Source organism: Streptomyces sp. NPDC004732, assembly GCF_040609235.1.
Classification (GTDB): domain Bacteria; phylum Actinomycetota; class Actinomycetes; order Streptomycetales; family Streptomycetaceae; genus Streptomyces.
On sequence record NZ_JBEXJR010000001.1, the window covers coordinates 901,175 to 926,535 of the forward strand.

Annotated in this window: 23 protein-coding genes and 1 riboswitch; of the genes, 7 read left to right on the forward strand and 16 right to left on the reverse strand. The window is 71.2% G+C overall.

The window, feature by feature from the left end; all coding sequences use genetic code 11:
- The first annotated feature begins 8 nt into the window (after positions 1-8).
- Positions 9-461: a DUF3093 domain-containing protein gene (locus ABZV77_RS03680; protein ID WP_356249844.1), complete on the forward strand. Its 453-nt coding sequence runs from the start codon at positions 9-11 to the stop codon at positions 459-461.
- Between the two features lies 1 nt (position 462).
- Here ABZV77_RS03680 and ABZV77_RS03685 read toward each other — a convergent pair whose 3' ends face one another.
- From ABZV77_RS03685 to ABZV77_RS03700, 4 genes are all read right to left on the reverse strand, one after another.
- On the reverse strand, positions 463-1,404 hold the full coding sequence (locus tag ABZV77_RS03685; protein ID WP_356249846.1) for a hypothetical protein: 942 nt from the start codon (positions 1,402-1,404) through the stop codon (positions 463-465).
- A 13-nt stretch (positions 1,405-1,417) separates the two neighbouring features.
- Positions 1,418-1,714: a DUF4193 domain-containing protein gene (locus ABZV77_RS03690; protein WP_055563079.1), complete on the reverse strand. Its 297-nt coding sequence runs from the start codon at positions 1,712-1,714 to the stop codon at positions 1,418-1,420.
- A 394-nt stretch (positions 1,715-2,108) separates the two neighbouring features.
- Entirely contained in the window at positions 2,109-3,356 is a 1,248-nt protein-coding gene (locus ABZV77_RS03695; protein WP_356249850.1) for a HAMP domain-containing sensor histidine kinase, read from the reverse strand.
- A gap of 6 nt (positions 3,357-3,362) precedes the next feature.
- Positions 3,363-4,016, reverse strand: coding sequence for a response regulator transcription factor (locus tag ABZV77_RS03700; protein WP_055563081.1), 654 nt, complete (start codon positions 4,014-4,016; stop codon positions 3,363-3,365).
- A gap of 312 nt (positions 4,017-4,328) precedes the next feature.
- Here ABZV77_RS03700 and ABZV77_RS03705 point away from each other — a divergent pair, with 312 nt between their 5' ends.
- On the forward strand, positions 4,329-4,502 hold the full coding sequence (locus tag ABZV77_RS03705; RefSeq protein WP_190329462.1) for a hypothetical protein: 174 nt from the start codon (positions 4,329-4,331) through the stop codon (positions 4,500-4,502).
- Between the two features lie 142 nt (positions 4,503-4,644).
- Here ABZV77_RS03705 and ABZV77_RS03710 read toward each other — a convergent pair whose 3' ends face one another.
- Positions 4,645-5,460, reverse strand: a complete 816-nt coding sequence (locus ABZV77_RS03710) for an inositol monophosphatase family protein (protein ID WP_356249853.1) — start codon at positions 5,458-5,460, stop codon at positions 4,645-4,647.
- A 10-nt stretch (positions 5,461-5,470) separates the two neighbouring features.
- The gene (locus tag ABZV77_RS03715; RefSeq protein WP_356249855.1) at positions 5,471-6,598 is read right to left on the reverse strand and encodes a ferrochelatase; all 1,128 of its coding nucleotides are present in this window, start codon (positions 6,596-6,598) and stop codon (positions 5,471-5,473) included.
- A 168-nt stretch (positions 6,599-6,766) separates the two neighbouring features.
- On the opposite strand from ABZV77_RS03715, the gene ABZV77_RS03720 reads away from it, so the two are divergent.
- Together ABZV77_RS03720 and ABZV77_RS03725 are read left to right on the forward strand one after the other, a co-directional pair.
- On the forward strand, positions 6,767-8,011 hold the full coding sequence (locus ABZV77_RS03720) for an MFS transporter (RefSeq protein WP_356249857.1): 1,245 nt from the start codon (positions 6,767-6,769) through the stop codon (positions 8,009-8,011).
- Positions 7,965-9,290 (forward strand): D-arabinono-1,4-lactone oxidase, encoded by a 1,326-nt coding sequence (locus tag ABZV77_RS03725; RefSeq protein ID WP_356249859.1) that lies wholly within the window; start codon positions 7,965-7,967, stop codon positions 9,288-9,290. The genes ABZV77_RS03720 and ABZV77_RS03725 overlap by 47 nt, the downstream gene beginning before the upstream one ends.
- A 24-nt stretch (positions 9,291-9,314) precedes the next feature.
- Here ABZV77_RS03725 and ABZV77_RS03730 read toward each other — a convergent pair whose 3' ends face one another.
- Positions 9,315-10,580, reverse strand: a complete 1,266-nt coding sequence (locus ABZV77_RS03730; RefSeq protein ID WP_356249861.1) for a hypothetical protein — start codon at positions 10,578-10,580, stop codon at positions 9,315-9,317.
- Positions 10,581-11,042: 462 nt separating this feature from the next.
- Between ABZV77_RS03730 and sepH the strand changes: the two genes are divergently transcribed.
- Entirely contained in the window at positions 11,043-12,137 is a 1,095-nt protein-coding gene (gene sepH, locus ABZV77_RS03735) for a septation protein SepH (protein ID WP_356249863.1), read from the forward strand.
- Positions 12,138-12,194: 57 nt separating this feature from the next.
- On the opposite strand, the gene ABZV77_RS03740 is transcribed toward sepH, so the two are convergent.
- Entirely contained in the window at positions 12,195-13,022 is an 828-nt protein-coding gene (locus tag ABZV77_RS03740; RefSeq protein WP_356249865.1) for a sulfurtransferase, read from the reverse strand.
- A 462-nt stretch (positions 13,023-13,484) separates the two neighbouring features.
- Here ABZV77_RS03740 and ABZV77_RS03745 point away from each other — a divergent pair, with 462 nt between their 5' ends.
- A complete protein-coding gene (locus ABZV77_RS03745) occupies positions 13,485-14,210 on the forward strand; it encodes a VOC family protein (protein WP_356250184.1) in 726 nt (241 codons plus the stop codon).
- A gap of 1 nt (position 14,211) precedes the next feature.
- Here ABZV77_RS03745 and ABZV77_RS03750 read toward each other — a convergent pair whose 3' ends face one another.
- The 4 genes from ABZV77_RS03750 to ABZV77_RS03765 form a co-directional block, all read right to left on the reverse strand.
- The gene (locus tag ABZV77_RS03750) at positions 14,212-14,874 is read right to left on the reverse strand and encodes a thymidine kinase (RefSeq protein WP_356249867.1); all 663 of its coding nucleotides are present in this window, start codon (positions 14,872-14,874) and stop codon (positions 14,212-14,214) included.
- A gap of 53 nt (positions 14,875-14,927) precedes the next feature.
- Positions 14,928-16,115: a nucleotide pyrophosphatase/phosphodiesterase family protein gene (locus ABZV77_RS03755; RefSeq protein ID WP_356249869.1), complete on the reverse strand. Its 1,188-nt coding sequence runs from the start codon at positions 16,113-16,115 to the stop codon at positions 14,928-14,930.
- Positions 16,115-16,702, reverse strand: a complete 588-nt coding sequence (locus ABZV77_RS03760) for a DUF5998 family protein (protein ID WP_055569569.1) — start codon at positions 16,700-16,702, stop codon at positions 16,115-16,117. Before ABZV77_RS03760 ends, ABZV77_RS03755 begins: the two co-directional genes overlap by 1 nt.
- Positions 16,703-16,813: 111 nt before the next feature.
- A complete protein-coding gene (locus ABZV77_RS03765; RefSeq protein WP_356249871.1) occupies positions 16,814-19,693 on the reverse strand; it encodes a GNAT family N-acetyltransferase in 2,880 nt (959 codons plus the stop codon).
- Positions 19,694-19,849: 156 nt separating this feature from the next.
- Here ABZV77_RS03765 and ABZV77_RS03770 point away from each other — a divergent pair, with 156 nt between their 5' ends.
- Complete coding sequence (locus ABZV77_RS03770) at positions 19,850-20,131, forward strand: HPr family phosphocarrier protein (RefSeq protein ID WP_356249873.1); 282 nt, start codon at positions 19,850-19,852, stop codon at positions 20,129-20,131.
- 194 nt (positions 20,132-20,325) lie between these two features.
- On the opposite strand, the gene ABZV77_RS03775 is transcribed toward ABZV77_RS03770, so the two are convergent.
- From ABZV77_RS03775 to ABZV77_RS03790, 4 genes are all read right to left on the reverse strand, one after another.
- Positions 20,326-21,012 (reverse strand): GntR family transcriptional regulator, encoded by a 687-nt coding sequence (locus ABZV77_RS03775; RefSeq protein WP_356249875.1) that lies wholly within the window; start codon positions 21,010-21,012, stop codon positions 20,326-20,328.
- A gap of 245 nt (positions 21,013-21,257) precedes the next feature.
- Entirely contained in the window at positions 21,258-22,061 is an 804-nt protein-coding gene (locus ABZV77_RS03780) for a M23 family metallopeptidase (RefSeq protein WP_356249877.1), read from the reverse strand.
- Positions 22,062-22,073: 12 nt separating this feature from the next.
- A riboswitch (cyclic di-AMP (ydaO/yuaA leader) is annotated at positions 22,074-22,236 on the reverse strand.
- A gap of 219 nt (positions 22,237-22,455) precedes the next feature.
- Entirely contained in the window at positions 22,456-23,841 is a 1,386-nt protein-coding gene (locus ABZV77_RS03785; protein WP_356249878.1) for a pitrilysin family protein, read from the reverse strand.
- Positions 23,838-25,202, reverse strand: a complete 1,365-nt coding sequence (locus ABZV77_RS03790; protein ID WP_356249880.1) for a pitrilysin family protein — start codon at positions 25,200-25,202, stop codon at positions 23,838-23,840. Before ABZV77_RS03790 ends, ABZV77_RS03785 begins: the two co-directional genes overlap by 4 nt.
- Between the last annotated feature and the right edge of the window lie 159 nt (positions 25,203-25,361).

Sequence of the window (25,361 nt, forward strand, 5' to 3'; positions counted from 1 at the left end):
TTGGTTCCATGCAGCCTTACGAAGAACGCCTCACCGCGCCCCGTTCGTGGTGGTTCGCCTCGGCCCTGGTGGGCGTCGCGATGGCCCTGATCCTGCTGCCGTTCGGCACCCTGCCGCTCCTCGGCGGTCTGGTCGGCGGCACGGCCGTCGCCGCGGTCGTCACCAGCGCCTACGGCGGTGTGCGGATCCGCGTGGTGGCGGGCTCGCTGGTCGCGGGCGACGCGAAGATCCCGGTGTCCGCCCTGGGTGACGCGGAGATCCTGACGGGCGAGGAGACGCGCGCCTGGCGCTCGTACAAGGCCGACCCGCGCGCGTACATGCTGCTGCGCGCCTACATCCCCACGGCCCTGCGCGTGGACATCACGGATCCCGAGGACCCGACTCCGTACGTGTACGTCTCGACGCGCAACCCCGAGGCTCTGGCGGCGGCCCTGGACGCGGTGCGGGAGAGCGCCGCGTAGCTCAGCGGCCCAGCTCCTTGGGGATCTCCCCCATGCGCAGCGGGTCGGCAGGCTTCTCCAGGGGCGGCAGCTCGGGCAGCTCGTCCCACGGCACCTGGTTCTTGCTCAGGTCCCGCCGGATGCGGCCGGCGAGCTTCTTGGTGTCCCGGCGGTTCATGACCGCTCCGACCGCGGCGCCGACCATGAAGGGCATCAGGTTCGGCAGGTTCCGGACCATCCGCTTCATGATCTGCTGCCGGAGCTCGCGCTTCATCTGGCCGCCCAGCGCGGCGTTGAAGGTCGCAGGTTTGGTGACCTCGATGCCGCGTTCCTGCGACCAGGAGTTCAGATAAGCGGTGCTGCGCTGCTTGAGGTTGCCTTCCGGCCGCAGGCCGAAGACCTCGTGCAGCTCGGCGATCAGCTTGAGTTCGATGGCGGCGACGCCGGTGATCTCCGCCGCGAGCTCGGCGGGCATCGCGGGCGGCACCGGCATCATCGCGGCGGCGCCCACTCCCGCGCCCACGGTGGACGTGGCGTTGGCGGCGCCCGCGATGAGCTTGTCCGCGAGCTGCTCGGGGCCGAGGCCCGGGAACTGCTTGCGGAGGGTCGCGAGATCGCGGACCGGGATCCGCGGGGCGTTCTCGATGAGCCGGTCGGCGAGATATCCGATGCCGGCCTTGGCGCCGCGCCCGCCCTTGCGCACGCCTTCCTTCACCCCGTGCGTGACGGCGGCAACACGGCTGCCCCTGGACCCGGCCTCAGTGGCGCTCCAAGGGGTCCTGGGGGCCTTGTCGGCCGCCGTCGCGTCCGGCACCACCTCAAGGGTGTTCGCCGGTTCGAGCGAGGCTGCTCCGTCTGTGGAAGAGCCTCGCCCGTCGTCACGTGCGCCGGCGTCCGGGACGCCGGCTTCGTCCGCTCCGCGCTTGCGGAAGCGGCGCTTCCGGAACGGGGTCGAGCCAGTCACGGCCGACCCCGCCTCAGTCGCAGTCGCGGCAGATCGGCTGGCCGTTCTTCTCCTTGGCCAGCTGGCTGCGGTGGTGCACCAGGAAGCAGCTCATGCAGGTGAACTCGTCCTGCTGCTTCGGGAGCACGCGGACCGCGAGCTCCTCGTTCGAAAGGTCGGCGCCGGGCAGCTCGAGGCCCTCTGCGGCCTCGAACTCGTCGACGTCGACCGCTGAGGTCGACTTGTCGTTCCGCCGTGCCTTGAGTTCCTCGATGCTGTCCTCGTTGACGTCATCGTCGGTCTTACGTGGGGTGTCGTAGTCCGTTGCCATGTCGCTCTCCCCCTCTGGGTGTCTGCGGGTGTCTCCAGCGCACGTAACGCGTGAGAGGCCGGACTTGTGCCCGACCTGAGGCGGAGATTTTGCCTCACATCAAGGTCTGTTACTCAATCGACACCCAACCGCACCCCTGAAGAGGCGTTCGGTTGGGTGGCGATCGGGACCGTACACGGTCCGAATGTCGCGCTTCACGGGCGCCACCCCGTGTACTTCCCGTGATCAAGACTCCCGAAAACCCGGATTTTCCCGGCTTTCCGACGACTTTCACGATCACGGAGAGTAGATGGCCGAAAAATCGCCTCTGTGATCGATCGCACACATCACCCCCGGGGTCGACCCCCGAAAATTCCGCTCAAAGCGAACACGTCGGCGCGTCTGCGACTGCATCTCAGAGAGGCAAGGTGACTCGCATCACGAGCCCTCCCCCCTCACGCGGCTCCGCGATGATACGGCCCCCGTGAGCCCGCGCCACCGACCGGGCGATCGACAGGCCGAGTCCCACACCCTTGTCACTGCCTGTCCGCTCGGTCCGCAGCCTCCTGAACGGCTCGAAGAGGTTGTCGATCTCGTACGCGGGAACCACTGGGCCCGTGTTCGACACCACCAGGACCGCCTGGCCGTGCTGGGCCTCCGTGGTCACCTCGACCCAGCCCTCGTCCTGCACGTTGTACCTGACGGCGTTCTGGACGAGGTTCAGGGCGATCCGCTCCAGGAGGACGCCATTGCCCTGCACGACGGCCAGGCCGCGCTCCCCGCGGATCTCCACGCCCTTCGCGTCGGCCTCGGCCCGCACCTGGTCGACGGCGCGATTGGCGACCTCGGCGAGATCGACCGGTTTCCGCTCCACGATCTGGTTGTCGCTGCGGGCGAGCAGCAGCAGGCCCTCGACGAGCTGCTCACTGCGCTCGTTGGTGGCCAGCAGCGTCTTGCCGAGCTGATGGAGCTCGGGCGGCGCCCCGGGATCGGAGAGGCTCACCTCCAGGAGCGTGCGATTGATCGCCAAGGGCGTGCGCAGCTCGTGCGAGGCATTGCCGACGAACCGCTGCTGGGCGGTGAAGGCCCGCTCCAGGCGGTCCAGCATCTCGTCGAAGGTGTCCGAGAGCTCCTTCAACTCGTCGTCCGGGCCGTCCAGCTCGATGCGGCGGGTCAGGTCGGTGCCGGCCACCCTGCGGGCGGTACGCGTGATCCGGCCGAGCGGCGAGAGCACGCGGCCCGCCATCGCGTACCCGAAGGCGAAGGCGATCACGGCGAGACCGAGCAGCGCGAGCAGCGAGCGGCTGAGCAGGTTGTCGAGGGCGCTCTGGCGCATCTGGTTGACGCACTCGTTCAACGCGGAGTTCAGCTGCCCCTCGGTGGGGCGCTCCGGGAGCACGTGGAAGTTGCTGCAGGTCTTGCTGCTCACCGTGCTCTCACCGGTCACCCTGAACGGCAGGTCACTGCCCACGTTCAGGGCCTGGGCGGCGAGCAAGTAGATGATCGAGAGCAGCAGGATGCCCGCGATCAGGAACATGCCGCCGTAGAGCAGCGTGAGCCGTATGCGGATGGTCGGGCGCAGCCAGGGGAACGGCGGCTCGGCCTTCCTCGGGTCCCACGTCGGCTTCGGGGGCGCGGCTGGTGGCGCCGGGGTCGCGGCCACCGCCGGTCAGATCCGGTAGCCGGAGCCCGGCACCGTCACGATGACGGCGGGCTCACCGAGCTTGCGGCGCAGGGTCATGACGGTCACCCGGACGACGTTGGTGAACGGGTCCGTGTTCTCGTCCCAGGCCTTCTCCAGGAGCTGCTCCGCGGAGACGACCGCGCCCTCGCTGCGCAGCAGCACTTCGAGGACGGCGAACTCCTTGGGAGCCAGCTGGATCTCCTTGCCCTCGCGGAAGACCTCGCGGCGGTTGGGGTCGAGCTTGATCCCGGCGCGCTCCAGGACGGGCGGCAGCGGCACGCTGGTACGCCGTCCGAGGGCACGCACGCGTGCCGTCAGCTCGCTGAACGCGAAGGGCTTGGGGAGATAGTCGTCCGCGCCGATCTCCAGGCCCTCGACGCGGTCGCTGACGTCGCCCGACGCGGTGAGCATCAGGACGCGGGTCGGCATGCCGAGCTCGACGATCTTGCGGCAGACGTCGTCGCCGTGGACGAGCGGGAGGTCCCGGTCGAGCACCACGACGTCGTAGTCGTTGACGCCGATGCGCTCCAGGGCGGCCGCTCCGTCGTACACGACGTCGACGGCCATGGCCTCCCGGCGCAGTCCGGTGGCCACCGCATCGGCGAGCAGTTGCTCGTCCTCGACGACGAGTACGCGCACGTCGCTGTCCTTCCTCTGTGCCCCTTCGGGCAGATCTGTCTTGGGGTAGACCTCCATCCTGCCCCTTTCGGCCATAAACCGGCTGTAAGGCGGCCTGCCGTCATGATCGGGCGCGGGGAATGCGGGATTTTCTCCGTCGGTTGAGGTTTCTGCGGAAGGGAGCCAGGGGAGGACGGCCTTACACCCGCGATCACGCTTTGTATGTGGCACGCCACGAACCGCTTTCCCAGAGCGGCTTGAGACGTGATCGCCCCTTCTCAGAGGGCACACCCCCGTGCCATCGACCCACGACCCAGCCGAGGGGGCGCAACCATGGACGCATTCACCGCAGGTCTCCTGCAGCGCATAAAGGCCACGGAATCCGACCTCACGAAGGCCCGTGAGACGGGAGACGACTTCCTTGCCGAGGTCGAGCTGGCGGAGCTGGAAGATCTCCACCGCCTGGCCGCCGAGCACGGTGTCGAGGTGGGCGCACTCCACGCCTGACCGAGCCCCGAGGATCTAAACGGATCCAAGCGGATCCAAGCGGAAGGGCCCCGCACACCTCGTCCAGGTGTGCGGGGCCCTTCCGTGTGCCTTCGTAGTCGTGGTGCTTCTCAGGCGTGGTGCTTGTCAGCCGTGGGTCTTCTCAGTCGTGCCAGGCGCCGAGGTCCTCCAGGAGGCCCTGGAGCGTCTCGAAGAGGGCGGGCGGGGCGGCGACGGTCAGCTCGCCCGACAGGGCGTCTCCGGGGCGGCCACCGGTCAGCGCGCCCGCTTCCCGTGCGACGAGGTCGCCCGCCGCGTAGTCCCAGGGGTTGAGTCCCCGCTCGTAGTACGCGTCGAGGCGGCCCACCGCGACGTCGCACAGGTCGATGGCCGCCGACCCGCCGCGCCGGATGTCCCGCACCTTGGGGATCAGGTGGCGCGCCACCTCGGCCTGCTGGGCGCGGCGCTCGGCGACGTAGCCGAAGCCGGTGCCGATCAGGGCCTGGTCGAAGGAGGGGGCGGGGCGCACGCGCGCGGGGAGGTCGTTGATGTGGGCGCCCTGTCCGAGGACCGCGCGGTACGTCTCCCCGCGCATCGGGGCGTGCACGACCCCGACGAGCGTCTCGCCGTCCTTGCGGGCGGCGATGGACACGGACCAGTCGGGGCGTCCGTAGAGGTAGTTCACGGTGCCGTCGATGGGGTCGACGACCCACTGGACGCCGCTGCTGCCCTCGGAGCTCGCGCCCTCCTCGCCGAGCACGCCGTCGGCCGGCCTGCGCTCGGCGAGGAAGTCGGTGATCAGCTTCTCGGAGGCGATGTCCATCTCGGTGACGACGTCGACGGCGCTGGACTTGGTGGCGGCCACGCCCAGGTCGTCGGGGCGTCCGTCGCGCAGGAAGGTCCCTGCGCGGTGCGCGGCCTCCAGGGCGACGGCGAGGAGTTCTGCCTTGAGGTCGGTCGGGTCGGTCACATCGGTCACGGCGAGGTCCTTACGCGTACGGGCTGTCGGCGCCAGCGGCAGCGGGCTTCGGGGCGCGGGCGGGACAGCAGCCCACCGGGCACAGGTCGTGGCTCGCGCCGAGGGAGCCCAGGGCGCAGGGGGCCACGGGCGTGCCGCTCTCGGCGGCGGCCCGCTCCAGGACCAGTTCCCTGATCGCCGCGGCGAATCGCGGGTCGGCCCCGACGGTCGCCGAGCGGCGCACCGGAAGGCCGAGCTCCGCCGCCTTGGCCTCGGCCTCGGTGTCGAGGTCGTACAGGACCTCCATGTGGTCCGACACGAAGCCGATGGGGACCATGACGACCGCGGGGACCCCGGCGCTGTGCCGCTCCTCCAGGTGGTCGCAGATGTCGGGCTCGAGCCACGGGGTGTGCGGGGCGCCGCTGCGGGACTGGTAGACGAGCTGCCAGGGGTGCTCGACGCCGGTCTCGTCGTGGACGACGTCGGCGATGAGGCGGGCCACGTCCAGGTGCTGCTTGACGTACGCACCGCCGTCGCCGTGGTCCTCGACGGGGCCCGAGGTGTCCGCCGCCGCGTCCGGGATCGAGTGCGTGGTGAAGGCGAGGTGCGCGCCGTCCCGCACGTCGTCGGGGAGGTCGGCGAGGGACTTCAGGACGCCGTCGATCATGGGGCGCACGAAGCCCGGGTGGTTGAAGTAGTGCCGGAGCTTGTCGATCTTCGGCGGCTCCAGGCCCTCGGCCTCCAGGGCGGCGAGGGAGTCGGCGAGGTTCTCGCGGTACTGCCTGCAGCCCGAGTACGAGGCGTACGCACTGGTGGCGAGGACAAGGATGCGGCGGTGGCCGTCGGTGACCAGCTCGCGCAGGGTGTCGGTCAGGTAGGGCGCCCAGTTGCGGTTGCCCCAGTAGACCGGCAGGTCGAGGCCGTGCTCCGCGAAGTCCTTGCGCAGGGCGTCGAGCAGGGCGCGGTTCTGGTCGTTGATGGGGCTGACCCCGTCGAACAGGAAGTAGTGCTGCCCCACCTCCTTGAGCCGCTCCTTGGGGATGCCGCGCCCGCGCGTCACGTTCTCCAGGAACGGGACGACGTCGTCCGGGCCTTCTGGGCCGCCGAAGGAGAGCAACAGCAGGGCGTCGTACGGAGTGGGATCCAGCGCATCGGACATGTATCCGATCCTGCCACCCGCCACTGACAGGCGGAAAACGGCCTCCGCCGTACGGAAAAATCCCGGTGCGCCACGACTCACCGGAGCCGTAAGCTGTATCGACCATCTTCATGCCTTACCGGGGCCCGTCCTTTCGGGAGCCGCCCCGGCGTTTCAGCGGAGTCCCACGTGCCAAGCCCCTACCGCGCCATATTCGCCGCCCCCGGCACCAAGGCCTTCTCCACCGCCGGGTTCCTCGGCCGTATGCCGCTGTCGATGATGGGCATCGGCATCGTGACCATGGTGTCCCAGCTGACCGGCAGGTACGGCCTCGCGGGCGCGCTGTCGGCGACGGTGGCGCTGTCCGCCGCCGCGATCGGGCCGCAGATCTCCCGGCTCGTCGACCGGTACGGCCAGCGCCGGGTGCTCCGCCCCGCGACGCTGGTGTCCCTGACCGCGGTCGCGGGGCTGTTGCTCTGCGCGAAGTTCGAGGCGCCCGACTGGACGCTGTTCGTCTTCGCCGCGCTGGTCGGCTGCGTGCCGAGCGTGGGCTCGATGATCCGGGCGCGCTGGGCCGTGCTCTACCACGGCACCCCGCAGATCCACACCGCGTACTCCTTCGAGTCGGTGGTGGACGAGGTCTGCTTCATCTTCGGTCCGATCGTCTCGATCGGGCTCTCCACGGTGTGGTTCCCCGAGGCCGGACCGCTGCTCGCGGGCGCCTTCCTCGCCGTCGGCGTCTTCTGGCTGACGGCCCAGCAGGCCACCGAGCCGGTGCCGCACCCGCGTGAACACCACACCAGGGAGTCGGCGCTCCGCAGCGGGGGCCTCCAGGTGCTCGTCGCCACCTTCGTCGCGACCGGCGCGATCTTCGGGTCGATCGACGTGGTGACCGTGGCGTACGCGGAGGACCAGGGCCACAAGTCCGCGGCAAGCCTGGTCCTCGCCGTCTATGCACTCGGCTCCTGTCTGGCGGGCGCGGCCTTCGGGCTCATGCACTTCAAGGGGGCGCCCGCCCCCAGGTGGCTGCTGGGCGTCTGTGCGATGGCCGTGAGTATGATCCCGCTTCAACTGGTCGGGAACCTTCTGTTTCTGGCCGTGGCGTTGTTCGTGGCGGGCCTCTCCATCGCACCGACGATGATCACGACGATGGCCCTCGTCGAGCAGCACGTACCACGCGCGAAACTGACCGAGGGCATGACGTGGGTGAGCACGGGGCTCGCGGTCGGCGTCGCGCTCGGCTCCTCCGCGGCCGGCTGGGTCATCGACGCCGCGGGATCGGGGGCCGGGTACGGGGTACCGGGGATCTCCGGGGCCGTCGCGGCCGCGGTCGGATTCCTGGGGTATCGCCGGCTGAAGCAGCCGGTTCCGCAACGGGGAGGGACCCATGAGCACGGGCACGGGCAGCGGGAAGAGCACAGCGACGTGGCGTAACTGGGCGGGCAACGTCACCGCACGACCGGCCCGGGAGGTCACCCCCGCCTCGGTCGAGGAACTGGCGGCCGCGCTGCGCCGGGCCAAGGACGACGGCCTCAAGGCGAAGCCCGTCGGCACGGGCCACTCCTTCACGTCGACCGCCTCGACCGACGGCCTCCTCATCCGCCCCGACCTGCTCACCGGCATCCGCGGGATCGACCGCGCGGCGGGCACGGTCACCGTGGAGGCCGGCACCCCGCTGAAGCGCCTGAACGCGGCGCTCGCCCGTGAGGGCCTGTCGCTCGCGAACATGGGCGACATCATGGAGCAGACCGTCTCCGGAGCCATCAGCACCGGCACGCACGGCACGGGCCGCGACTCGGCCTCGATAGCCGCCCAGGTCGCGGGCCTCGAACTGGTCACCGCGGACGGCACGGTCCTGACCTGCTCGGCCGACGAGAACCCGGACGTCTTCGCCGCCGCACGCGTCGGACTCGGCGCGCTCGGCGTGATCACCGCGATCACCTTCGCCGTGGAGCCGGTCTTCTTCCTCACGGCCCGCGAGGAGCCGATGACCTTCGACAAGGTCACCGCGGACTTCGACGCGCTCGTCACCGAGAACGAGCACTTCGAGTTCTACTGGTTCCCGCACACCGGCAGCTGCAACACCAAGCGCAACAACCGCAGTCCGGGCCCCGCGGCCCCGCCCGGCAGGGTCAGCGCCTTCGTGGAGGACGAGCTGCTCTCCAACGGCCTCTTCCAGGTGGTCAATTCCCTGGGCCGGGCCGTCCCCGCCGCCATCCCCGGCATCGCCAAGATCTCCAGCAAGGCGCTCTCCGCGCGGACGTACACGGACATCCCCTACAAGGTCTTCACCAGCCCGCGCCGGGTGCGCTTCATGGAGATGGAGTATGCCGTTCCGCGCGACGCCCTCGTGTCGACCCTGCGCGAGCTGAAGTCGATGGTGGACCGCTCGCGGCTGCGGATCAGTTTCCCCGTGGAGGTCCGCACGGCGCCCGCCGACGACATCACGCTCTCCACGGCATCGGGCAGGGAGACCGCGTACATCGCCGTCCACATGTACCGGGGCACGCCGTACCAGGCGTACTTCACGGCCGCCGAGCGGATCTTCACCGCGCACGAGGGGCGGCCGCACTGGGGCAAGGTGCACACGCGCGACGCGGAGTACTTCTCCAAGGAGTACCCCCGCTTCGGCGAGTTCACCGCCCTGCGCGACCGCCTCGACCCGGACCGGCTGTTCGGCAACGACTACCTGCGACGGGTCCTCGGCGCCTGACCTTCACCCGGCGCCGATCCACCTCTACGGAGTGGGCGTTCCGCCCTGCTGGGGGTCGGTGCCGGTGCCCGATCCCTTCGACGGCGTGGGCGTCGGGGTCGGGGTGGGCGTGGGCGTCGGGTCCGTCTTGGAACCGTCGTCTCCGGAGTCGGAGCCGTCGCCGTCGTCCTTGCCCTTGTCCGGATCGGTGCCGTTGTCCTTGCCCGTGTCGTCCTTGGAACCGGAGTCGTTGCCGTTGCCCGTGCCGTTGCCCGAGTTGCCGGTCCCGTCCGGGTCCTGCGAGGCGTTGTCGCCACCCTCCTTGGAGCCGTCACCCGAGCCCGACGTGCCGTCGTCCGAAGGCTGCCCGGAGGGCTCGTCGACGGGCGTGGACTCCTTCTTCGGAGAGGAGTTGCGCCCGGAGACCCCGTTGCTGATCGTGGTGCCCTCGCCGCCGCTCAGGTCCTTGCCGGAGACCAGCTCGTACGTGGTGATGCCCGCCATGGAGACACCGAAGACGACGGCCGCGGCGATCAACGGCCGCTTCCAGCTGCGGATCTGCGTGCGGTGTGTGGTGCCCTCGGTGAACTCGTCCGGCGGGAGCGCGGGTTCGAAGGCGGTCGTCGGCGCCGGCACCTGGGCCGGACCCGTGGTGCGGAGCACGCGCGTGGCGTCGTCGCGCGGCAACGCCTGGGTGGGGTCGACCGCCCCGAGGAGTTGCGTCCGCTCGGCACCGGCATCGACACCGGCACCGGCTGCCACAGAGGGCAGCATCGTCGTGGCGTCCGCGTCCCCCGCAGGGGACGGCACCGTCGTGGGGTCCGTTCCCGCCGCAGGCAGCACCGTTGTGGGATCCGCCGTGGGATCCGCGTCCGCGGCCGTGGGCAACAGCGAGGTCGCCTCGGCGTCGGGGGCGGCCGCCTGTGGCCTCCCCCACGTCGTGGTCACCGGCCCGGTCGCACCAACGGCCCCCGTGTAGGCGGAGGTTCTGAACGTCTCGGGCACCTGCGCCGCGGCCGTCACAGGTACCTGCCGCGCCTTCGGCTTGGCCTGCACCGTGACGTCACGTATCTGCTCGCCCGTGCGCCTGAAGAAGTGCTGGAAAACGGTGCCGCCACAGGTCGCGATCGCGCTCACGACACCGGCGCCGAGGATCGTTCCGTAGACACCGATGTTCGAGGCGAGCTTCGCCGCCACGACCGCGGCGATGGCGCTCCCCGCCACCTGCGGCACGCTCAGATCGAGGCGCCGCTTGCCCTCCGGCTCCTCCTGGTCCTTCGACTCCTTGCCGGAATCCGGCTTTTCACGCATCTCCGACCCTTGCCTGCCTTTCGCGACCGACTACACGAGACAGGGACGTATGGGCGAAGTGATTAGTTCCGTTTCTGCTGTTTCCGTGAAGTGCGCCACCCGGACACGGGCAGGGCGAGGCAGGGGCGGCCGCCAACTCCCGTCCCCCCGAGAAGTTCGGCGGCGCGGCGGTCCACCCGCGTGGCCCGAATGGAGTACTGTTGCGAGCCCTGGGTCCGGTCTCCCGCCAGGGTGCCCGGGGCCTTCCAGGACCGCCGGGTGGGGGGCTCGCTGCACAGGGTGACGAACGTCGTCACTTAGCGTTGCGAAAAGGTAACCGTGCCATAACGGCGATCCAGGGCCCCTGCCCGACACGCCGGGCAACTCGGCAAGGTTGTGGCAGGCTGCACCCGGGCAGGCCACACTCGACTAGCGGAAGCAGCGACGCACGTGACGTCGGCAGGCACCACCCGGGAGGTCCCCATGCCCGAACTGCGTGTCGTGGCCGTCAGCAACGACGGCACACGGCTGGTGCTGAAGGCTGCGGACAGCACGGAGTACACGCTTCCGATCGACGAGCGGCTGCGTGCGGCCGTCCGCGGCGACAGGCCCCGACTCGGACAGATCGAAATCGAGGTGGAGAGCCACCTCCGCCCCCGCGACATCCAGGCGCGTATACGTGCCGGTGCAAGCGCGGAAGAAGTGGCCCAGCTCGCAGGCATCCCCGTCGATCGCGTCCGCCGCTTCGAAGGACCCGTGCTCGCCGAGCGCGCCTTCATGGCGGAGCGCGCCAGGAAGACCCCCGTCCGCCGTCCCGGCGAGAACACCGGACCTCAGCTCGGCGAGGCCGTCCAGGAGCGGCTGCTGCTGCGGGGCGCCGACAAGGAAACCGTCCAGTGGGACTCCTGGCGCCGTGACGACGGCACCTGGGAAGTCCTGCTCGTCTACCGCGTCGCGACCGAGCCGCACTCCGCGTGCTGGACGTACGACCCGCCCCGGCGGCTCGTCCAGGCCGTGGACGACGAAGCACGTTCGCTGATCGGCGAGACGGACGACATCGCCGCGCCCGAGCCCAGCTTCCCGTTCGTGCCGCGCATCGCACGGCTCCCCCGGGACCGCCCGGTGGACCGGCCGCTCGACCGCGCCCTGGACCGCCAGCTGGACCGTCCGAGCATCCCCGCGCCTCCCCTCGACCCTCCGGAGGAGGGCATCGGAGCGGGCGCCGCGGTCGCCGAGCAGGAGCGCGACTCCCTGACCAGCCTCCTGGAGGCGGTGCCCAGCTTCCGCGGCGACATGGTGGTGCCCGAGCGCCCATCGGCCGCCACCGCGGAGCTGCCGCCTGCCGTCACGGAGGAGCCCGAGCAGGAGCCGGAAGCCGAGGAGCCCCCGGCAGCAGCCGGTGCGGGCGCCGCCTATGCGGATGTGCTCATGCCGCGCTCGGTGGCGAGCCACCGCGACCGTCTCGTCGGCTCCACGGACCGCCAGGCGGAGGCCGACGGCGTACGGCCGGGCCGACGCGCGGCGGTCCCCAGCTGGGACGAGATCGTCTTCGGCACCCGCCGCAAGAAACAGGAGTAGCAGGCAGTCGTCGGACAACGGGACCCGCACCCCTTGGGTGCGGGTCCCGTTCGCGTTCTACTGCGGGTCCGCGCCCGTGGCCACGGGACGCGCGGAGTCGGCCGACCACTCCGACCACGAGCCGACGTACAGCGCCGCGGGAATTCCCGCCACGGCGAGGGCGAGCACCTCGTGGGCGCCGGAGACGCCCGAGCCGCAGTAGACGCCGATCTCCGCGGTGTCGGCCGCGCCCAGCCCCTTGAAGCGGTCGGCCAGTTCGGCGGCGGGCCTGAAGCGGCCGTCCGAAGCGACGTTCTCCGTAGTGGGCGCCGAGACCGCGCCCGGGATGTGTCCGGCCACGCTGTCGATCGGCTCGATCTCGCCGCGGTAGCGCTCTGCCGCGCGGGCGTCCAGGAGCAGGCCGGAGCGGGCCAGGGCCGCGGCGGAGTCCGCGTCCAGCAGGTCCTTGCTGTTCGGGGCCGGTGCGAAGGAGCCCTCGGCGGGGGCCGTGCCCGCCCCCTGCTCCAGCGGCCCCGCCCACAGCCCGATGCCGCCGTCAAGGACACGAACGGACGCATGCCCCGTCCAGCGGAGCATCCACCACAGACGCGCCGCCGCCCAGTTCTGGCCACCGTCGTACACGACGACGTCCCGGTCCTGCGAGACCCCGGCCGCCCTCATCACGCCACCGAAGCGACCCACGTCGGGCAGGGGATGACGGCCACCGGCACCGGCGGGACCGGCCAGGTCAGCGTCCAGATCGATGAAGACGGCCGTCGGAATGTGCCCTTCCTCGTACGCGGAGCGCAGGGAGCCCTCGTGGTGCCAGCGGACGTCGAGCACGACCGGCGGGTTCTCGCCCGCCAGCTCGCTCGCGAGTTCGGATGCGGAGATGATGGCTTTCATGGCCCCATCCTTGCGTACGGGGTAGTCGTGCCGCCAAGGTCCGGCTACCCTGCTCCGCCGGACACCGCCCGACCACGGGGCGTACGGAACCATGCACGCCCTGTTCGATGGATCGACGCTGCCCGGCAATCGCACGTTCATGGATGAGTAGCCAGAAATCGGGCATCTTCCGCGGGAAGCAGGCCACTGCGGCGCGGCCGGGGCGCGCGGCGCGACGGGCGGTGCGAGCATCTGCACGGGCTGGAGAGTCCGCGCGGCTATCGCACGCGCATTCGAATGAAAAACCGAGCGGCCGACACGAAGGCCGAGGAGAGGGTGACGATGACCGAGGCGCGGGCGAATGGGGTCTCCCCCGAACAGAGCTCGTCTGGACAGAGCTCGTCGGACCCCTTCGGGAAAGTGCGGCAGGACAGCGAGGGGACCGGCCGGTACAAGCCCGGTACGCCCTGCTGGGTGAGCCTGATGACGCGCGACCTGCCCGCGACCCAGGAGTTCTACGGGTCACTCTTCGGGTGGGAGTTCAGTCCGGGTCCGGAGCAACTCGGCCCGTACGTCCGGGCCATGCTCGACGGCCACGAGGTGGCGGGCATCGGCCGACTGCCCGCCGACCGCCACCTGCCCATCGCCTGGACGACCTACCTGGCGACGGACGACGCGGACGCGACGGCGGAGGCGGTGCGCCACTGCGGCGGCACGGTCGGCGTCGGCCCGCTCGACGCGGGCGAGGCCGGGCGGCTGGCCATCGCGTCGGACCCGATGGGCGCCGTGTTCGGCATCTGGCAGGCGGCGGCCCATCTGGGCACCGAGGTCGCGGGCCGGCCCGGCACGGCGACCTGGAACGAACTGGTGACGCTGGAGACGGGCAGTGTCGTCAAGTTCTACGAAAACGTCTTCGACTGCACCGTGGAGGCCGTCGTCTCGGCGGACTTCGACTACGTGACGCTGCACGTGGACGGCCGCCCTGTCGCTTCCGTGCACGGCCTGGGGCAGGCGCTGCCGCGCGACCGCGGGCCGCACTGGATGACGCACTTCGAAGTCGCCGACGTGGACGAAGCCGTGGAGCGGGTGGTCGAGCTCGGCGGCCATGTCGTCAAGCCCGCCTGGGAGGGCTCCTACGGGCGGATGGCCACGGTCGCGGACCCGGAGGGCGCGGTCTTCACCGTCGTACGTTCACGGGCGGACGCCTGAGTCAGGCGCGGGCGGCGATCGTGTCGACCGGCAGCACGTCGGGCGACAGGGCACCCGCGCGCGCGGTCGCCGCCGTCGTCCTGCGCCGGTGATGGCGACGGCACAGCACTTCGTAACCCACCTCGTCCGGCGACTGGTTGACGTCCCCGACCACCACCTGAGCACCCTCGACGACCATCTCGCCGCCTATGGTGCGGGCGTTGTGCGTGGCGCGGGCGCCGCACCAGCACAGAGCCTCGACCTGGAGCACCTCGACGCGGTCGGCGAGCTCGACCAGGCGCTGCGAGCCGGGGAAGAGCTTGGAGCGGAAGTCCGTGGTGATGCCGAAGGCGAAGACGTCCAGGCCCAGGTCGTCGACGACCCTGGCAAGCTGGTCGATCTGGTCCGGGTCCAGGAACTGCGCCTCGTCCACGATCACGTAGTCCGCGCGGCCGCCCTGCGTCAGGTGGTCGACGAGATGGGCGTAGAAGTCGAAGTCGTCCACCGCCTCGATCGCGTCGGTCACCAGGCCCAGCCGGGAGGAGAGCTTGCCCTCGCCCGCACGGTCGTCCCGCGTGAAGATCATCCCCTGGAGCCCGCGGGCGGAGCGGTTGTGCTCGATCTGCAGAGCCAGCGTGCTCTTTCCGCAGTCCATCGTTCCGGAGAAGAACACCAGCTCGGGCATGGGGAGTTGAGAACCTTTCGGGGTGGGTGGGGAGGCGGGCGGGCGGCGCCCGGTCAGGAGCGTACTTCGAGGAGCGGGACGAGCTGCTCGACGGGGGTCATCGAGCCGTGCATGCCGACGAGGGCGGACTCCTTGGGCTCACGCTCCGAGGCGATGATCGCCACGTCGTCGTGGGCCGCGGCGACGACGTCGCCGATGCGCTCGTACACACGTTGATCAATGTGTGGACCGAACCAGCCTGCAGCGATCGCCTCGTCGCGTCCCGCAACCCAGAACTGCTCGCCGAGCACCTCGCGCCACACCGTCAGGACGTCGTTCGCGGCGCCCGGCACCGCGTAGACGTGGCGGGCGCGGCCTTCGCCGCCGAGCGAGGCGACACCGGCGCGCAGCTCCCAGTCCTCGTCGAAGTCGATGCGGGACGCGTCGTCGAAGGGGATGTCGATCATGCCGTGGTCCGCGGTGACGTACAGGGCGCTGCGCGGCGGGAGCTGCTCGGCGAGGCGCTGGACGAGCCGGTCCACGTACATCAGCTGGCCCCGCCAGGCGTCGGAGTCGACGCCGAACCGGTGCCCCTTGCCGTCCACTTCCGCGTAGTACGTATAGACCAGCGAACGGTCCCCGGCGGCCAGTTGCTTGGCGGCGAGGTCCATGCGGTCCTCTCCGGAGAGCCTGCCCCGGAAGGTGCCGCCGCTCAGGGCGACCTTGGTGAGCGGGGTGTGCTCGAAGGTCGGCGACGAGACCTGTGCGGTGTGCACGCCCGCTTCGTGGGCGCGCTGGAAGACGGTGGGGTACGGCTGCCAGGCGTGCGGGTCGGTCCACGGGTTCCAGCGGAGCTGGTTCATCAGCTCGCCGGTGGCCGGGTTGCGGACCGCGTACCCGGGCAGGCCGTGTGAGCCGGGCGGCAGGCCCGTGCCGACCGAGGCGAGCGAGGTCGCCGTGGTGGCGGGGAAGCCCGCGGTGACGGGCCGTCCCGTGCCGCCGCGCGAGCTCTGCAGCAGCGAGGCCATGAAGGGCGCCTCGGCCTGGTGCGCCTTGAGCTGCTCCCAGCCGAGGCCGTCGATCAGGAAGACGCAGCTCCGGTCGGCCGGGGCGAGCTCGGGGATGGCGGGCGCGAAGCCGTCGACGCCCTGGTGGGCGACGAGCGTGGGCAGCAGGTCGGCCAGCGAGCCCGTGCCGTACGCGGGCACGGGAGCGGTGTCGAGGGCGAGCGGTTGTACGTCGTCCCAGGAAGGAAGCGCCATCAGCGGGCGTTGTCCGCGGTCGCCTCGGACAGGGCCTGGGCGAAGGCGAGGGTCTGCCGCACGGTGTCGGGGCCGTCGCCCGCCTCGCTGACGCGCAGGCTCAGGTCGTCGGCGGTCGAGCTGCCCGTGTACCCGTGGTCCGCCTCGCAGTTGGGGTCGCCGCAGGCCGCGGGCTCCAGGTCGATGCGCGACACGGCGCCCCAGCCGATGGTCAGGACGACCTCGCGGGGCGGCGTCCCGGGAACGTACTTCTCGGGGTTGGCGACGACGCGGCTGACCACGACCGAGGAGATGCGGCCGATCTTGACGGACTCCGTGGAGGTCGTCGCGTACGGCGTCGGGGAGGTGCTGTCCGCCGCCTGCTCGTCGGTGTGGCTGACGATGAAGCGCGTGCCGGTCAGGACGAGGACGGTGACGTGCCGACGCACTTCGTTGGCGTCGAACGTCGTCTCCTGGTGGACCAGGTACGACCCGATGGCCTCGCCGCCGATCGCGGCCTCCACCGCCTCGGCCACGAGGGCCGGGTAGTAGCCGCTGCGCTCGATCGCCGCGCGCAGCCCCTGGGTCGTCGTACCGGTCTTTGCCATGCCGTCCATCCTACGGCCAGGCGCGGGGCGCACGGTGCCCCGTGGCCGCCTCGGTCACGGTCGGGACGCTCCCGTGTCCGTGCCGGGCCTCCGCGCGCCCTGGAAGGCGCCTCAGTAGCCGGGAAGGGTGCGCGGGCCCAGGTCGTCGCGGGCGGGCGGGGGCGCGAGCCGGACGGAGGCGTCGAGCACCGAGAGGCCGCGCTGGGCGACGACTACGGGCTCCAGGGAGACGGCGACCACCTCGGGGTGGTCGTCGACGAGCCGGGAGACCCGCTGGAGGAGCTCTTCGAGGGCCGGGGTGTCCACGGGCGCGGAGCCGCGCCAGCCGAACAGGAGCGGCGCGGTCCGGATGGACCGGATCAGGGAGCCCGCCTCCTGGTCGGTGACCGGGACGAGGCGGTGGGCGGTGTCGCCGAGCAGCTCGGAGGCGGCGCCCGCGAGACCGAAGGAGAGCACCGCTCCGGCCGCCGGGTCGATGACCGCGCGCACGACGGTGTCGACGCCGCGCGGCACCATGCCCTGCACGACGGGCCGCAGCTCGACGGGCTTGCCGAAGGCGTCCGTCAGCTCCTGGTACGCCCGGCGCAGTTGCTCCTCGTCGGCCAGGTCGAGGCGCACACCGCCGAGGTCGGCGCGGTGGCGCAGGTGCGGGGCCGTGGTCTTCAGGGCCACGGGGTAGCCGATGGTCCGCGCGGCTGCCGCCGCCGTGTCGGGGTCGGGCGCGGGCAGGGCCTGTCGTACGCGGATGCCGTAGCGCCCGAGCAGCTCGTGGGCGTCGGCCGGGGCGAGGGTGAGACCGCGCGGGTCGCCGTCCTCGGCGAGAAGCTCCTCGATGCGCCCCGCGGCGCCGCTCTCGTCGATGTCGTCGTACTCGTGCACCCGCCCCGGCTCGGCGGCCTCACGCCGCCACTGCGCGTACTTGACCGCTTCGGAGAGGGCACGTACGGCTCGCTCGGCGGCCGGGTAGGCGGGGATGCGGTACTGCTCGGGGGCTGTGGTCGGGTCGGGAGCAGTGGTCGGGTCGGGGGCACTCGGCGGCTCAGGGACCGTACGCGGCTCCGTGGCGGGCGTCGGATCGGTGGCCGTCGGCGGGAGGGGAGCGTCGGGCCCCGTGCTGGTCGCGGCGGCCAGTGCCTCGGCGAGGCCGCCCAGCTCCACGTGCACCACGGCCACCGGCTTCGCCGGGCACCCCGCCGCCGCGGCCCGCAGCTCCGTGGCCAGCGACTCGGGGTCGGTCGTTGCGCCGTCCTCCCCCACCCACGGGATGGCGTTGACGATCACCGCGTCGCAGCTGCCGTCCGACAGCGCCTCGGCGAGCGCGGTGCGGAAGTCCGCCGGGGTGGCCCCGGTCGTGAGGTCGCGCGGCCGCTGCGGCCGCAGCCCGTCGGCGACACACGCGTCGTACGTGAGGAGGCCGAGGGACTCGGAGTTCCCGAGGATGCCCACCCGGGGCCCGGACGGCAGCGGCTGCCCCGCGAGCAGCAGCCCTGCGTCGACCATCTCCGTGACGGTGTCGACGCGGATGACGCCCGCCTGCCGCAGCAGCGCCGAGACCGTCGCGTGCGGCAGCCTGGTCGCCTGCACGGCGTGGCCGGTCGGCGTGATGCCGCTGTGCCGGGCGCCCTGGACGACGACCAGCGGCTTGGCCGTGGCCGAACGCCGTGCGAGGCGGGTGAACTTGCGCGGGTTGCCGATCGTCTCCAGGTACATCAGCGTGACGTCGGTGTCCGGGTCCTCGAACCAGTACTGGAGGAGGTCGTTGCCGGACACGTCCGCGCGGTTGCCCGATCCGACGAACGTGGACAGTCCCGCGCCCCGCCGGTGCAGGCCGGACAGCAGGGCGATGCCGATCGCGCCGGACTGGGTGAACAGCCCGATCCGCCCCCGCGCGGGGGACTGCGGGGCGAGCGAGGCGTTGAGCCGCGTCTCCGGAGAGGTGTTGATGACGCCGAAGGCGTTGGGCCCGATGATGCGCATGCCGTAGGACCGGGCTTGGCGCACCAGTTCACGCTGCCGCTCGCGCCCCTCGTCGCCGCTCTCCCCGTACCCGGCGGACAGCACCACGAGGCCGCGCACCCCGCGCTCCCCGCACTCGGCGACGGCCTGTGGGACGCGGTCGGCGGGCACGGCGATCACTGCGAGGTCCACGGGCTCCGCGATGGCCGCGACCGAGCGGTGCGCGGGCACGCCGTCGATGTCGGCGCCCTCGCCCTCGTCGTCGTACTCATCGAAGGCACTGTTCACCGCGTACAGGCGCCCGGTGAAACCGGACTCCTGGAGGTTGCTCAGCACGCTGCGGCCCACCCCGCCGGGGGCCCGGCCCACTCCGATCACCGCGACCGACCCCGGCGTGAGGAGCCGCTGCACGGACCGTCCCTCGGCGCGCTGTTCGCGGGCGCGCTGCACGGCGAGCGAGCGGTCGGTGGGCTCCAGGTCGAACTCCAGACGGACGACGCCGTCCTCGAAGCTGCGCTTCTGTTGGTAGCCCGCGTCCGTGAACACCTTGATCATCTTGCTGTTGGCCGGCAGCACCTCGGCGGCGAAGCGGCGGATGCCGCGCTCCCTGGCGACGGCCGCGATGTGTTCGAGGAGCGTGGAGGCGACCCCCCTGCCCTGGTGGGCGTCCTGCACGAGGAAGGCGACCTCGGCCTCGTCGGCGGGCGCACTGGCGGCCATGCCGCGCTCGTCGATGCGGTCGTAGCGCACGGTGGCGATGAACTCGCCGCCCACGGTGGCCGCGAGTCCCACCCGGTCCACCAGGTCGTGGTGGGTGAAGCGGTGCACGTCCTTGGCGGACAGCCGCGGATAGGGCGCGAAGAAGCGGTAGTACTTCGACTCGTCCGAGACCTGTTCGTAGAAGCTGACCAGACGGTCCGCGTCCTCGGCCGTGATGGGCCTGATGCGGGCGGTGCCTCCGTCGCGCAGCACCACATCGGCTTCCCAGTGCGACGGGTAGTCGTGCCGATCCTGCTGATCCGACGGGAGCTGCATGGGGCCCAGGGTACGGGTCGCGCGGCCGCCCGGGCCGGGGCAGGCTAGGACAGGTCGAACGGCGGCCGGGGCCGGGACCTCTGTCCGGCAGAGCACCCGCGACGGCATGAGACACTGGTCTAGACAAGTGTGAGACACCTGGAAGGGCAGCAACACATGGCTGAGCGCCGCGTCAACGTCGGCTGGGCCGAGGGCCTTCACGCCCGACCCGCCTCCATCTTCGTCCGCGCGGCCACGGCCGCCGGCGTCCCCGTGACGATCGCCAAGGCCGACGGCAACCCGGTCAACGCCGCTTCGATGCTCGCGGTGCTCGGACTGGGCGCCCAGGGCGGCGAAGAGATCGTGCTCGCCTCCGACGCCGAGGGTGCCGACACCGCCCTCGACCGTCTGGCGAAGCTGGTCGCCGAGGGGCTCGAGGAGCTTCCGGAGACGGTCTAGGACACGTTCCTCGCATTACGTCAATGGGGTCACCCGGAATTCCGGGTGACCCCATTGACGTATGCGCTTGATTTTTCATGCACATCGTTTTCATGTACGTCGTTTTCGTGCACACCGTGGGGCCGGGCGGAATTGCCGCGAATTGATCGCAAGACGACTCCCCTTACGACACCTCTTTGTATACGGCGCCTCCGTTAATTCCGGAGACTCACCGTGTTTACGGCATGTTGCGAATCCCTCACGCGGCCGCCCCGGCGCGCGGGCCGCAATCGGTGGGCCGCGCGCGCCCGTTCGACGTGTGCCGCGGTGAGCGCCCTCGCCCGTTCCGCGTCACGGCGGGCGACCGCGTCGGCGATCGCCGCATGCTCGGACCAGGACTCGTCCGGTGCCGCCGGGGTCTCGACGACGTACATCCAGGCGATCTTGTGCCGGAGCGGCGTGAGCAGCGCCGTGAGGCCGGGGCTGCCGGACGCCTGGGTGAGCGTCTCGTGGAACCAGCCGCCCAGTGAACGCAGATCCTCCCCTCGGCCGCTCCTGGAGCGCTGCTGGCCCAGCCTGACGAGTCCGCGCAGGACCTTCAGGTGTGCGTCCGTGCGGCGCTGCGCGGCCCGTGCCGCGGCGAGCGGCTCCAGCAGCGTCCGGACCTCCAGGAGGTCCGCGGCCTCCTGTTCCGTCGGCTCGGCGACGCACGCGCCCGCGTGCCTGCGGGTGACGACGAAGCCCTCGGCCTCCAGCGTGCGCAGGGCCTCGCGCACGGGGACGCGGGAGACTCCGTAGCGCCGCGCGAGGAGTTCCTCGGTGAGCCTGCCGCCCCTCTCATATACACCGGCGACTATGTCGTCCCGAATGGCTGTGCATACCGAGTGCGCGGGAACGCGCATGACCGGACCTCCGCCTTAATCCCCGCGACACGCGGTCGACCGACGCTCGTTCCGTGACTCTATTGCAGAGCGCCGGAATTTCCGACGGCGGACAGAAATCCATGGATATCTTTTGGCCAAGAACGGGCGGCGGGCAACGATGGCCGGGGAACGCCGAAAGCCCCGGCTCGGAAGGAGCCGGGGCTTTCGGTGAAGTGCTGCGGGGGCATCCGCGCGGGTCGACCGCGTCGGTCGTCCGCTTCGGATCAGACCTTGACGCCGTGCGAGCGCAGGTACGAGACCGGGTCGATGTCGGAGCCGTACTCCTCGCCGGAGCGGGCCTCGAAGTGGAGGTGCGGGCCACTGGAGTTGCCGGTGGACCCGGAGAGACCGATCTGCTGGCCCGGGGTGACCGTCTGGCCGACGGTGACGCCGAGGGACGACATGTGGCCGTACTGGGTGTACGTGCCGTCGTTCATCTTGATGACCACGTTGTTGCCGTAGGCACCGCCCCAGCCCGCCTCTACGACGGTGCCGGAGCCGACCGCGTGGACCGCGGTGCCGGACGCGGCGTGGAAGTCGACACCCGTGTGGCTGCCGGAGGACCACATGGCGCCGCCGGTCTGGTAGCCCGTGGAGACGTACGAGCCGGAGACCGGGGAGACGTAGGTGTTCAGGCGCTTGCGCTCGGCCTCGCGGGCGGCGCGCTCCTTGGCCTCGCGCTCCTTCTTGGCCTTCGCCTTGGCCTCGGCCTCGGCCTTGCGCTTCTCCTCGGCGGCCTTCTTCTTGGCGGCCTCTTCGGCCTTCTTGGCGGCAGCGGCGTCGTCGGCGGCCTGGCGCTGCGCGGCGGCCTGCGCGTCGACGCTCTCGGCGAGCGAGTCGCCGACGGATATCGCCTGGGTGAGTCCGGTGTGCTCCACGGCCGCTTCGTCGGCGGCGGCGAGCGCGGGGGCGGCAAGGCCTCCGATGACACCGGTGGTGGTGAGCGCCGCGACACCTGCGACGTTCGCGGTGGTCCGCGTGATGCGACTCGGACGACGGTGCTTCCCGGTGGCACGGGTGAACGCCATGTGGCGGGTGTTCCTTTCCTTCCCTCTCGCCTACCGGGTTAGCTGACGGGTTCGGAGCAGGAAGGTCTCCTACGGGTCCCTCACCTCGCGGCAAGGTGCCCGATTCACCCCAGGGGACATGTGGGTCCCCGGCTCCCCTGGCTCGCGCCGTACGGGGACTCGGCGATGACTGTCCGGTGCCGCGGATGCGGCGTACTGCGCGACGAACAGCCGGGTCGACGCTAAACGGGGCATCTTTCAATCGACAAACAGAACGCGACTTTTGTAGCGCACGCCACACGGCAGACAGGCAACCTCCATACCAATCCGGACATATGAGGACCCCGGTGGCCGAAAGGGTCACCGGGGTCCCGCTAGGTCCTGACTGTGGCTCAGTGCCGACGCCGACCGTCACTCAGCCGGTGACCACGCTCACTTCGCCGATCCCGAGCGCCCTGACGGGCTCCTCGATCTGCGCGGCGTCCCCGACGAGGACCGTCACCAGGCGGTCCTCCGGGAAGGCGTTCACGACGGCCGCAGTGGCTTCCACGGTGCCGGTGGCGGCCAGCTGCCGGTACAGCTGCGCCTGGAAGTCGTCCGGCAGGTTCTGCTCGACCTGGTCGGCGAGCGTCGCCGCCACGGAGGCGGCCATCTCGTACTTGAGCGGGGCCACGCCCACCAGGTTCTGCACGGCCACGTCGCGCTCGGCGTCGGTGAGCCCCTCGGCGGCGAGGGTGCGCAGCACCTTCCAGAGGTCGTCCAGCGCCGGGCCCGTGTTCGGGGTGTCCACGGAGCCGCTGATGGCGAGCATGGCGGCGCCCGTCCCGTCCGGGGCGGAGCGCAGCACCTGGCCGAACGCCCGTACGCCGTAGGTGTATCCCTTCTCCTCGCGCAGGACACGGTCCAGGCGGGAGGTGAGGGTGCCACCCAGGCAGTACGTGCCGAGCACCTGGGCGGGCCACACACGGTCGTGCCGGTCGGCGCCGACGCGGCCGATCAGCAGCTGCGTCTGGACCGCTCCGGGGCGGTCCACGATGACGACGCGGCCGCGGTCGTCGGCGATCACCGGCGGCACGGGGCGCGACTCGCCCGCGGAGCCGGTCCAGGCGCCGACGGTGTCCGCGAGGACGGCGTCCAGGTCGGTGCCCACCAGGTCGCCGACCACGACCAGGGTGGCCGTGGCGGGGCGGACGAACTTCTCGTAGAAGGCACGCACCGCCGCCGAGTCGATGGCGGTGACCGTCTCCTCGGTGCCCTGACGCGGGCGCGACATGCGCGCGGTCGGCGGGAAGAGCTGCCTGGAGAGCTCCTTGGCGGCGCGGCGCGCCGGGTTGGCGGCCTCGTGCGGGATCTCGTCCAGGCGGTTGCGTACGAGCCGTTCGATCTCGCTGTCCGCGAAGGCGGGGGCCCGCAGGGCGTCGGCGAGCAGACCGAGCGCCTTCGGGAGCCGGGAGACCGGGACCTCGAGCGAGACCCGCACGCCCGGGTGGTCGGCGTGCGCGTCGAGGGTCGCGCCGCAGCGGTCGAGCTCGGCGGCGAACTCCTCCGCGGAGTGCTTGTCGGTGCCCTCGTTGAAGGCCCGCGCCATGATGGTGGCGACGCCGTCCAGGCCCTCCGGCTCGGCGTCCAGGGGCGCTTCGAGGTGGATCTCGACGGCGACGACCTGCTGGCCGGGGCGGTTGCAGCGCAGGACCGTGAGGCCGTTGGGCAGCGTGCCGCGCTCGGGGGCCGGGAAGGCCCAGGGCTTGGCCGTACCGGCCTGGGGCTGGGGGTGGAACTGCATCGTCGCGGCCTCGGTCACTTCGCCGCCTCCTCTTCTTCCTCGGCGCCCTCGGCGGCGTCTGCGGCCTCCTCGGCCCCATCAACGGGCTCGTACACGAGCACCGCGCGGTTGTCCGGGCGCAGCCGGGCCCCGGCGACCTCCTGGACCTCTTCCGCGGTGATGTCGAGGACGCGCTGGACGGCCGTGAGGGCGAGCTGCGGGTCGCCGAACAGGACCGCGAACCTGCACAGTTCGTCGGCGCGGCCCGCGACCGTGCCGAGCCGGTCGAGCCACTCGCGCTCCAGCTGCGCCTGGGCTCGCTCCATCTCCTCCGGAGTGGGGCCCTCCGCGGCGAAGCGGGCGAGCTCCTCGTCGACGGCGGCCTCGATGACGGGCACCTCGACGTCGCCCGACGTCTTCACGTCGAGCCAGCCGAGCGAGGGCGCCCCCGCGAGGCGCAGCAGGCCGAACCCGGCGGCGACCGCGGTGCGGTCCCTGCGCACGAGCCGGTTGTAGAGCCGGGAGGACTCGCCGCTGCCGAGGACGGTGAGGGCGAGGTCGGCCGCGTCGCACGCGCGCGTGCCGTCCTCCGGAAGGCGGTAGGCGGCCATCAGGGCGCGGGCCGGGACCTCTTCCTCGATGACCTCGCGCAGTTCCTTGCCGATGCGCTCGGGCAGTGAACCGTCGCGCGGCGGCTGCTTGCCGTCGTGTCCGGGGATCGACCCGAAGTACTTCTCGACCCAGGCCAGCGTCTGCTCCGGGTCGATGTCGCCGACGACCGAGAGGACGGCGTTGTTGGGCGCGTAGTACGTGCGGAAGAACGCGCGCGCGTCCTCCAGGGTGGCCGCGTCCAGGTCGGCCATGGAGCCGATGGGCGTGTGGTGGTAGGGGTGGCCCTCCGGGTACGAGAGGGCGGTCAGCTTTTCGAACGCCGTGCCGTACGGAACGTTGTCGTACCGCTGGCGGCGCTCGTTCTTGACGACGTCGCGCTGGTTTTCCATCGACTCTTCGTCGAGCGCGGAGAGCAGCGAGCCCATCCGGTCGGCCTCGAGCCAGAGGGCCAGCTCCAACTGGTGGGCGGGCATGGTCTCGAAATAGTTGGTGCGCTCGAAGCTCGTCGTGCCGTTGAGCGAACCGCCCGCTCCTTGGACCAGCTCGAAGTGGCCATTGCCGTGCACCTGCTGCGAGCCCTGGAACATCAGGTGCTCGAAGAGGTGAGCAAGGCCTGTACGCCCCTTGACCTCGTGGCGCGAGCCGACGTCGTACCAGAGGCAGACCGCGGCGACCGGGGTCAGGTGGTCCTCGGAGAGCACCACGCGCAGGCCGTTGGCCAGCCGGTGCTCGGTCGCTGTCAGGCCGCCGGAGCCGGCCTCGGCTGTGGCCGTGTGACCCATGGGCATGTACGTCCCTTCGATCGCTGGATCATTGCTGGATCAGAACAATTGCTGCCAGTCCTGCCACTGTATGCAAGCGTGTCAGCACCTGACGAAGTTCCCGCTCCGCCCTCGGCGTAGTCGCGGGTGACACCGCCGGTGCACGGGTCGTGGTCGGCGTTGTCA

Excerpts from the sequence above, each read along its gene's own strand:
- ABZV77_RS03740 (WP_356249865.1), bottom strand. The coding sequence starts at position 13,022 with ATGAAAGCCATCATCTCCGCATCCGAACTCGCGAGCGAGCTGGCGGGC.
- ABZV77_RS03765 (WP_356249871.1), bottom strand. The coding sequence starts at position 19,693 with ATGCAGCTCCCGTCGGATCAGCAGGATCGGCACGACTACCCGTCGCAC.
- ABZV77_RS03715 (WP_356249855.1), bottom strand. The coding sequence starts at position 6,598 with ATGTCCGATGCGCTGGATCCCACTCCGTACGACGCCCTGCTGTTGCTC.
- ABZV77_RS03770 (WP_356249873.1), top strand. The coding sequence starts at position 19,850 with ATGGCTGAGCGCCGCGTCAACGTCGGCTGGGCCGAGGGCCTTCACGCC.
- ABZV77_RS03705 (WP_190329462.1), top strand. The coding sequence starts at position 4,329 with ATGGACGCATTCACCGCAGGTCTCCTGCAGCGCATAAAGGCCACGGAA.
- ABZV77_RS03775 (WP_356249875.1), bottom strand. The coding sequence starts at position 21,012 with ATGCGCGTTCCCGCGCACTCGGTATGCACAGCCATTCGGGACGACATA.
- ABZV77_RS03680 (WP_356249844.1), top strand. The coding sequence starts at position 9 with ATGCAGCCTTACGAAGAACGCCTCACCGCGCCCCGTTCGTGGTGGTTC.
- sepH (WP_356249863.1), top strand. The coding sequence starts at position 11,043 with ATGCCCGAACTGCGTGTCGTGGCCGTCAGCAACGACGGCACACGGCTG.
- ABZV77_RS03755 (WP_356249869.1), bottom strand. The coding sequence starts at position 16,115 with ATGGCGCTTCCTTCCTGGGACGACGTACAACCGCTCGCCCTCGACACC.
- ABZV77_RS03745 (WP_356250184.1), top strand. The coding sequence starts at position 13,485 with ATGACGCGCGACCTGCCCGCGACCCAGGAGTTCTACGGGTCACTCTTC.
- ABZV77_RS03780 (WP_356249877.1), bottom strand. The coding sequence starts at position 22,061 with ATGGCGTTCACCCGTGCCACCGGGAAGCACCGTCGTCCGAGTCGCATC.
- ABZV77_RS03790 (WP_356249880.1), bottom strand. The coding sequence starts at position 25,202 with ATGCCCATGGGTCACACGGCCACAGCCGAGGCCGGCTCCGGCGGCCTG.
- ABZV77_RS03760 (WP_055569569.1), bottom strand. The coding sequence starts at position 16,702 with ATGGCAAAGACCGGTACGACGACCCAGGGGCTGCGCGCGGCGATCGAG.
- ABZV77_RS03730 (WP_356249861.1), bottom strand. The coding sequence starts at position 10,580 with ATGCGTGAAAAGCCGGATTCCGGCAAGGAGTCGAAGGACCAGGAGGAG.
- ABZV77_RS03725 (WP_356249859.1), top strand. The coding sequence starts at position 7,965 with ATGAGCACGGGCACGGGCAGCGGGAAGAGCACAGCGACGTGGCGTAAC.
- ABZV77_RS03750 (WP_356249867.1), bottom strand. The coding sequence starts at position 14,874 with ATGCCCGAGCTGGTGTTCTTCTCCGGAACGATGGACTGCGGAAAGAGC.
- ABZV77_RS03690 (WP_055563079.1), bottom strand. The coding sequence starts at position 1,714 with ATGGCAACGGACTACGACACCCCACGTAAGACCGACGATGACGTCAAC.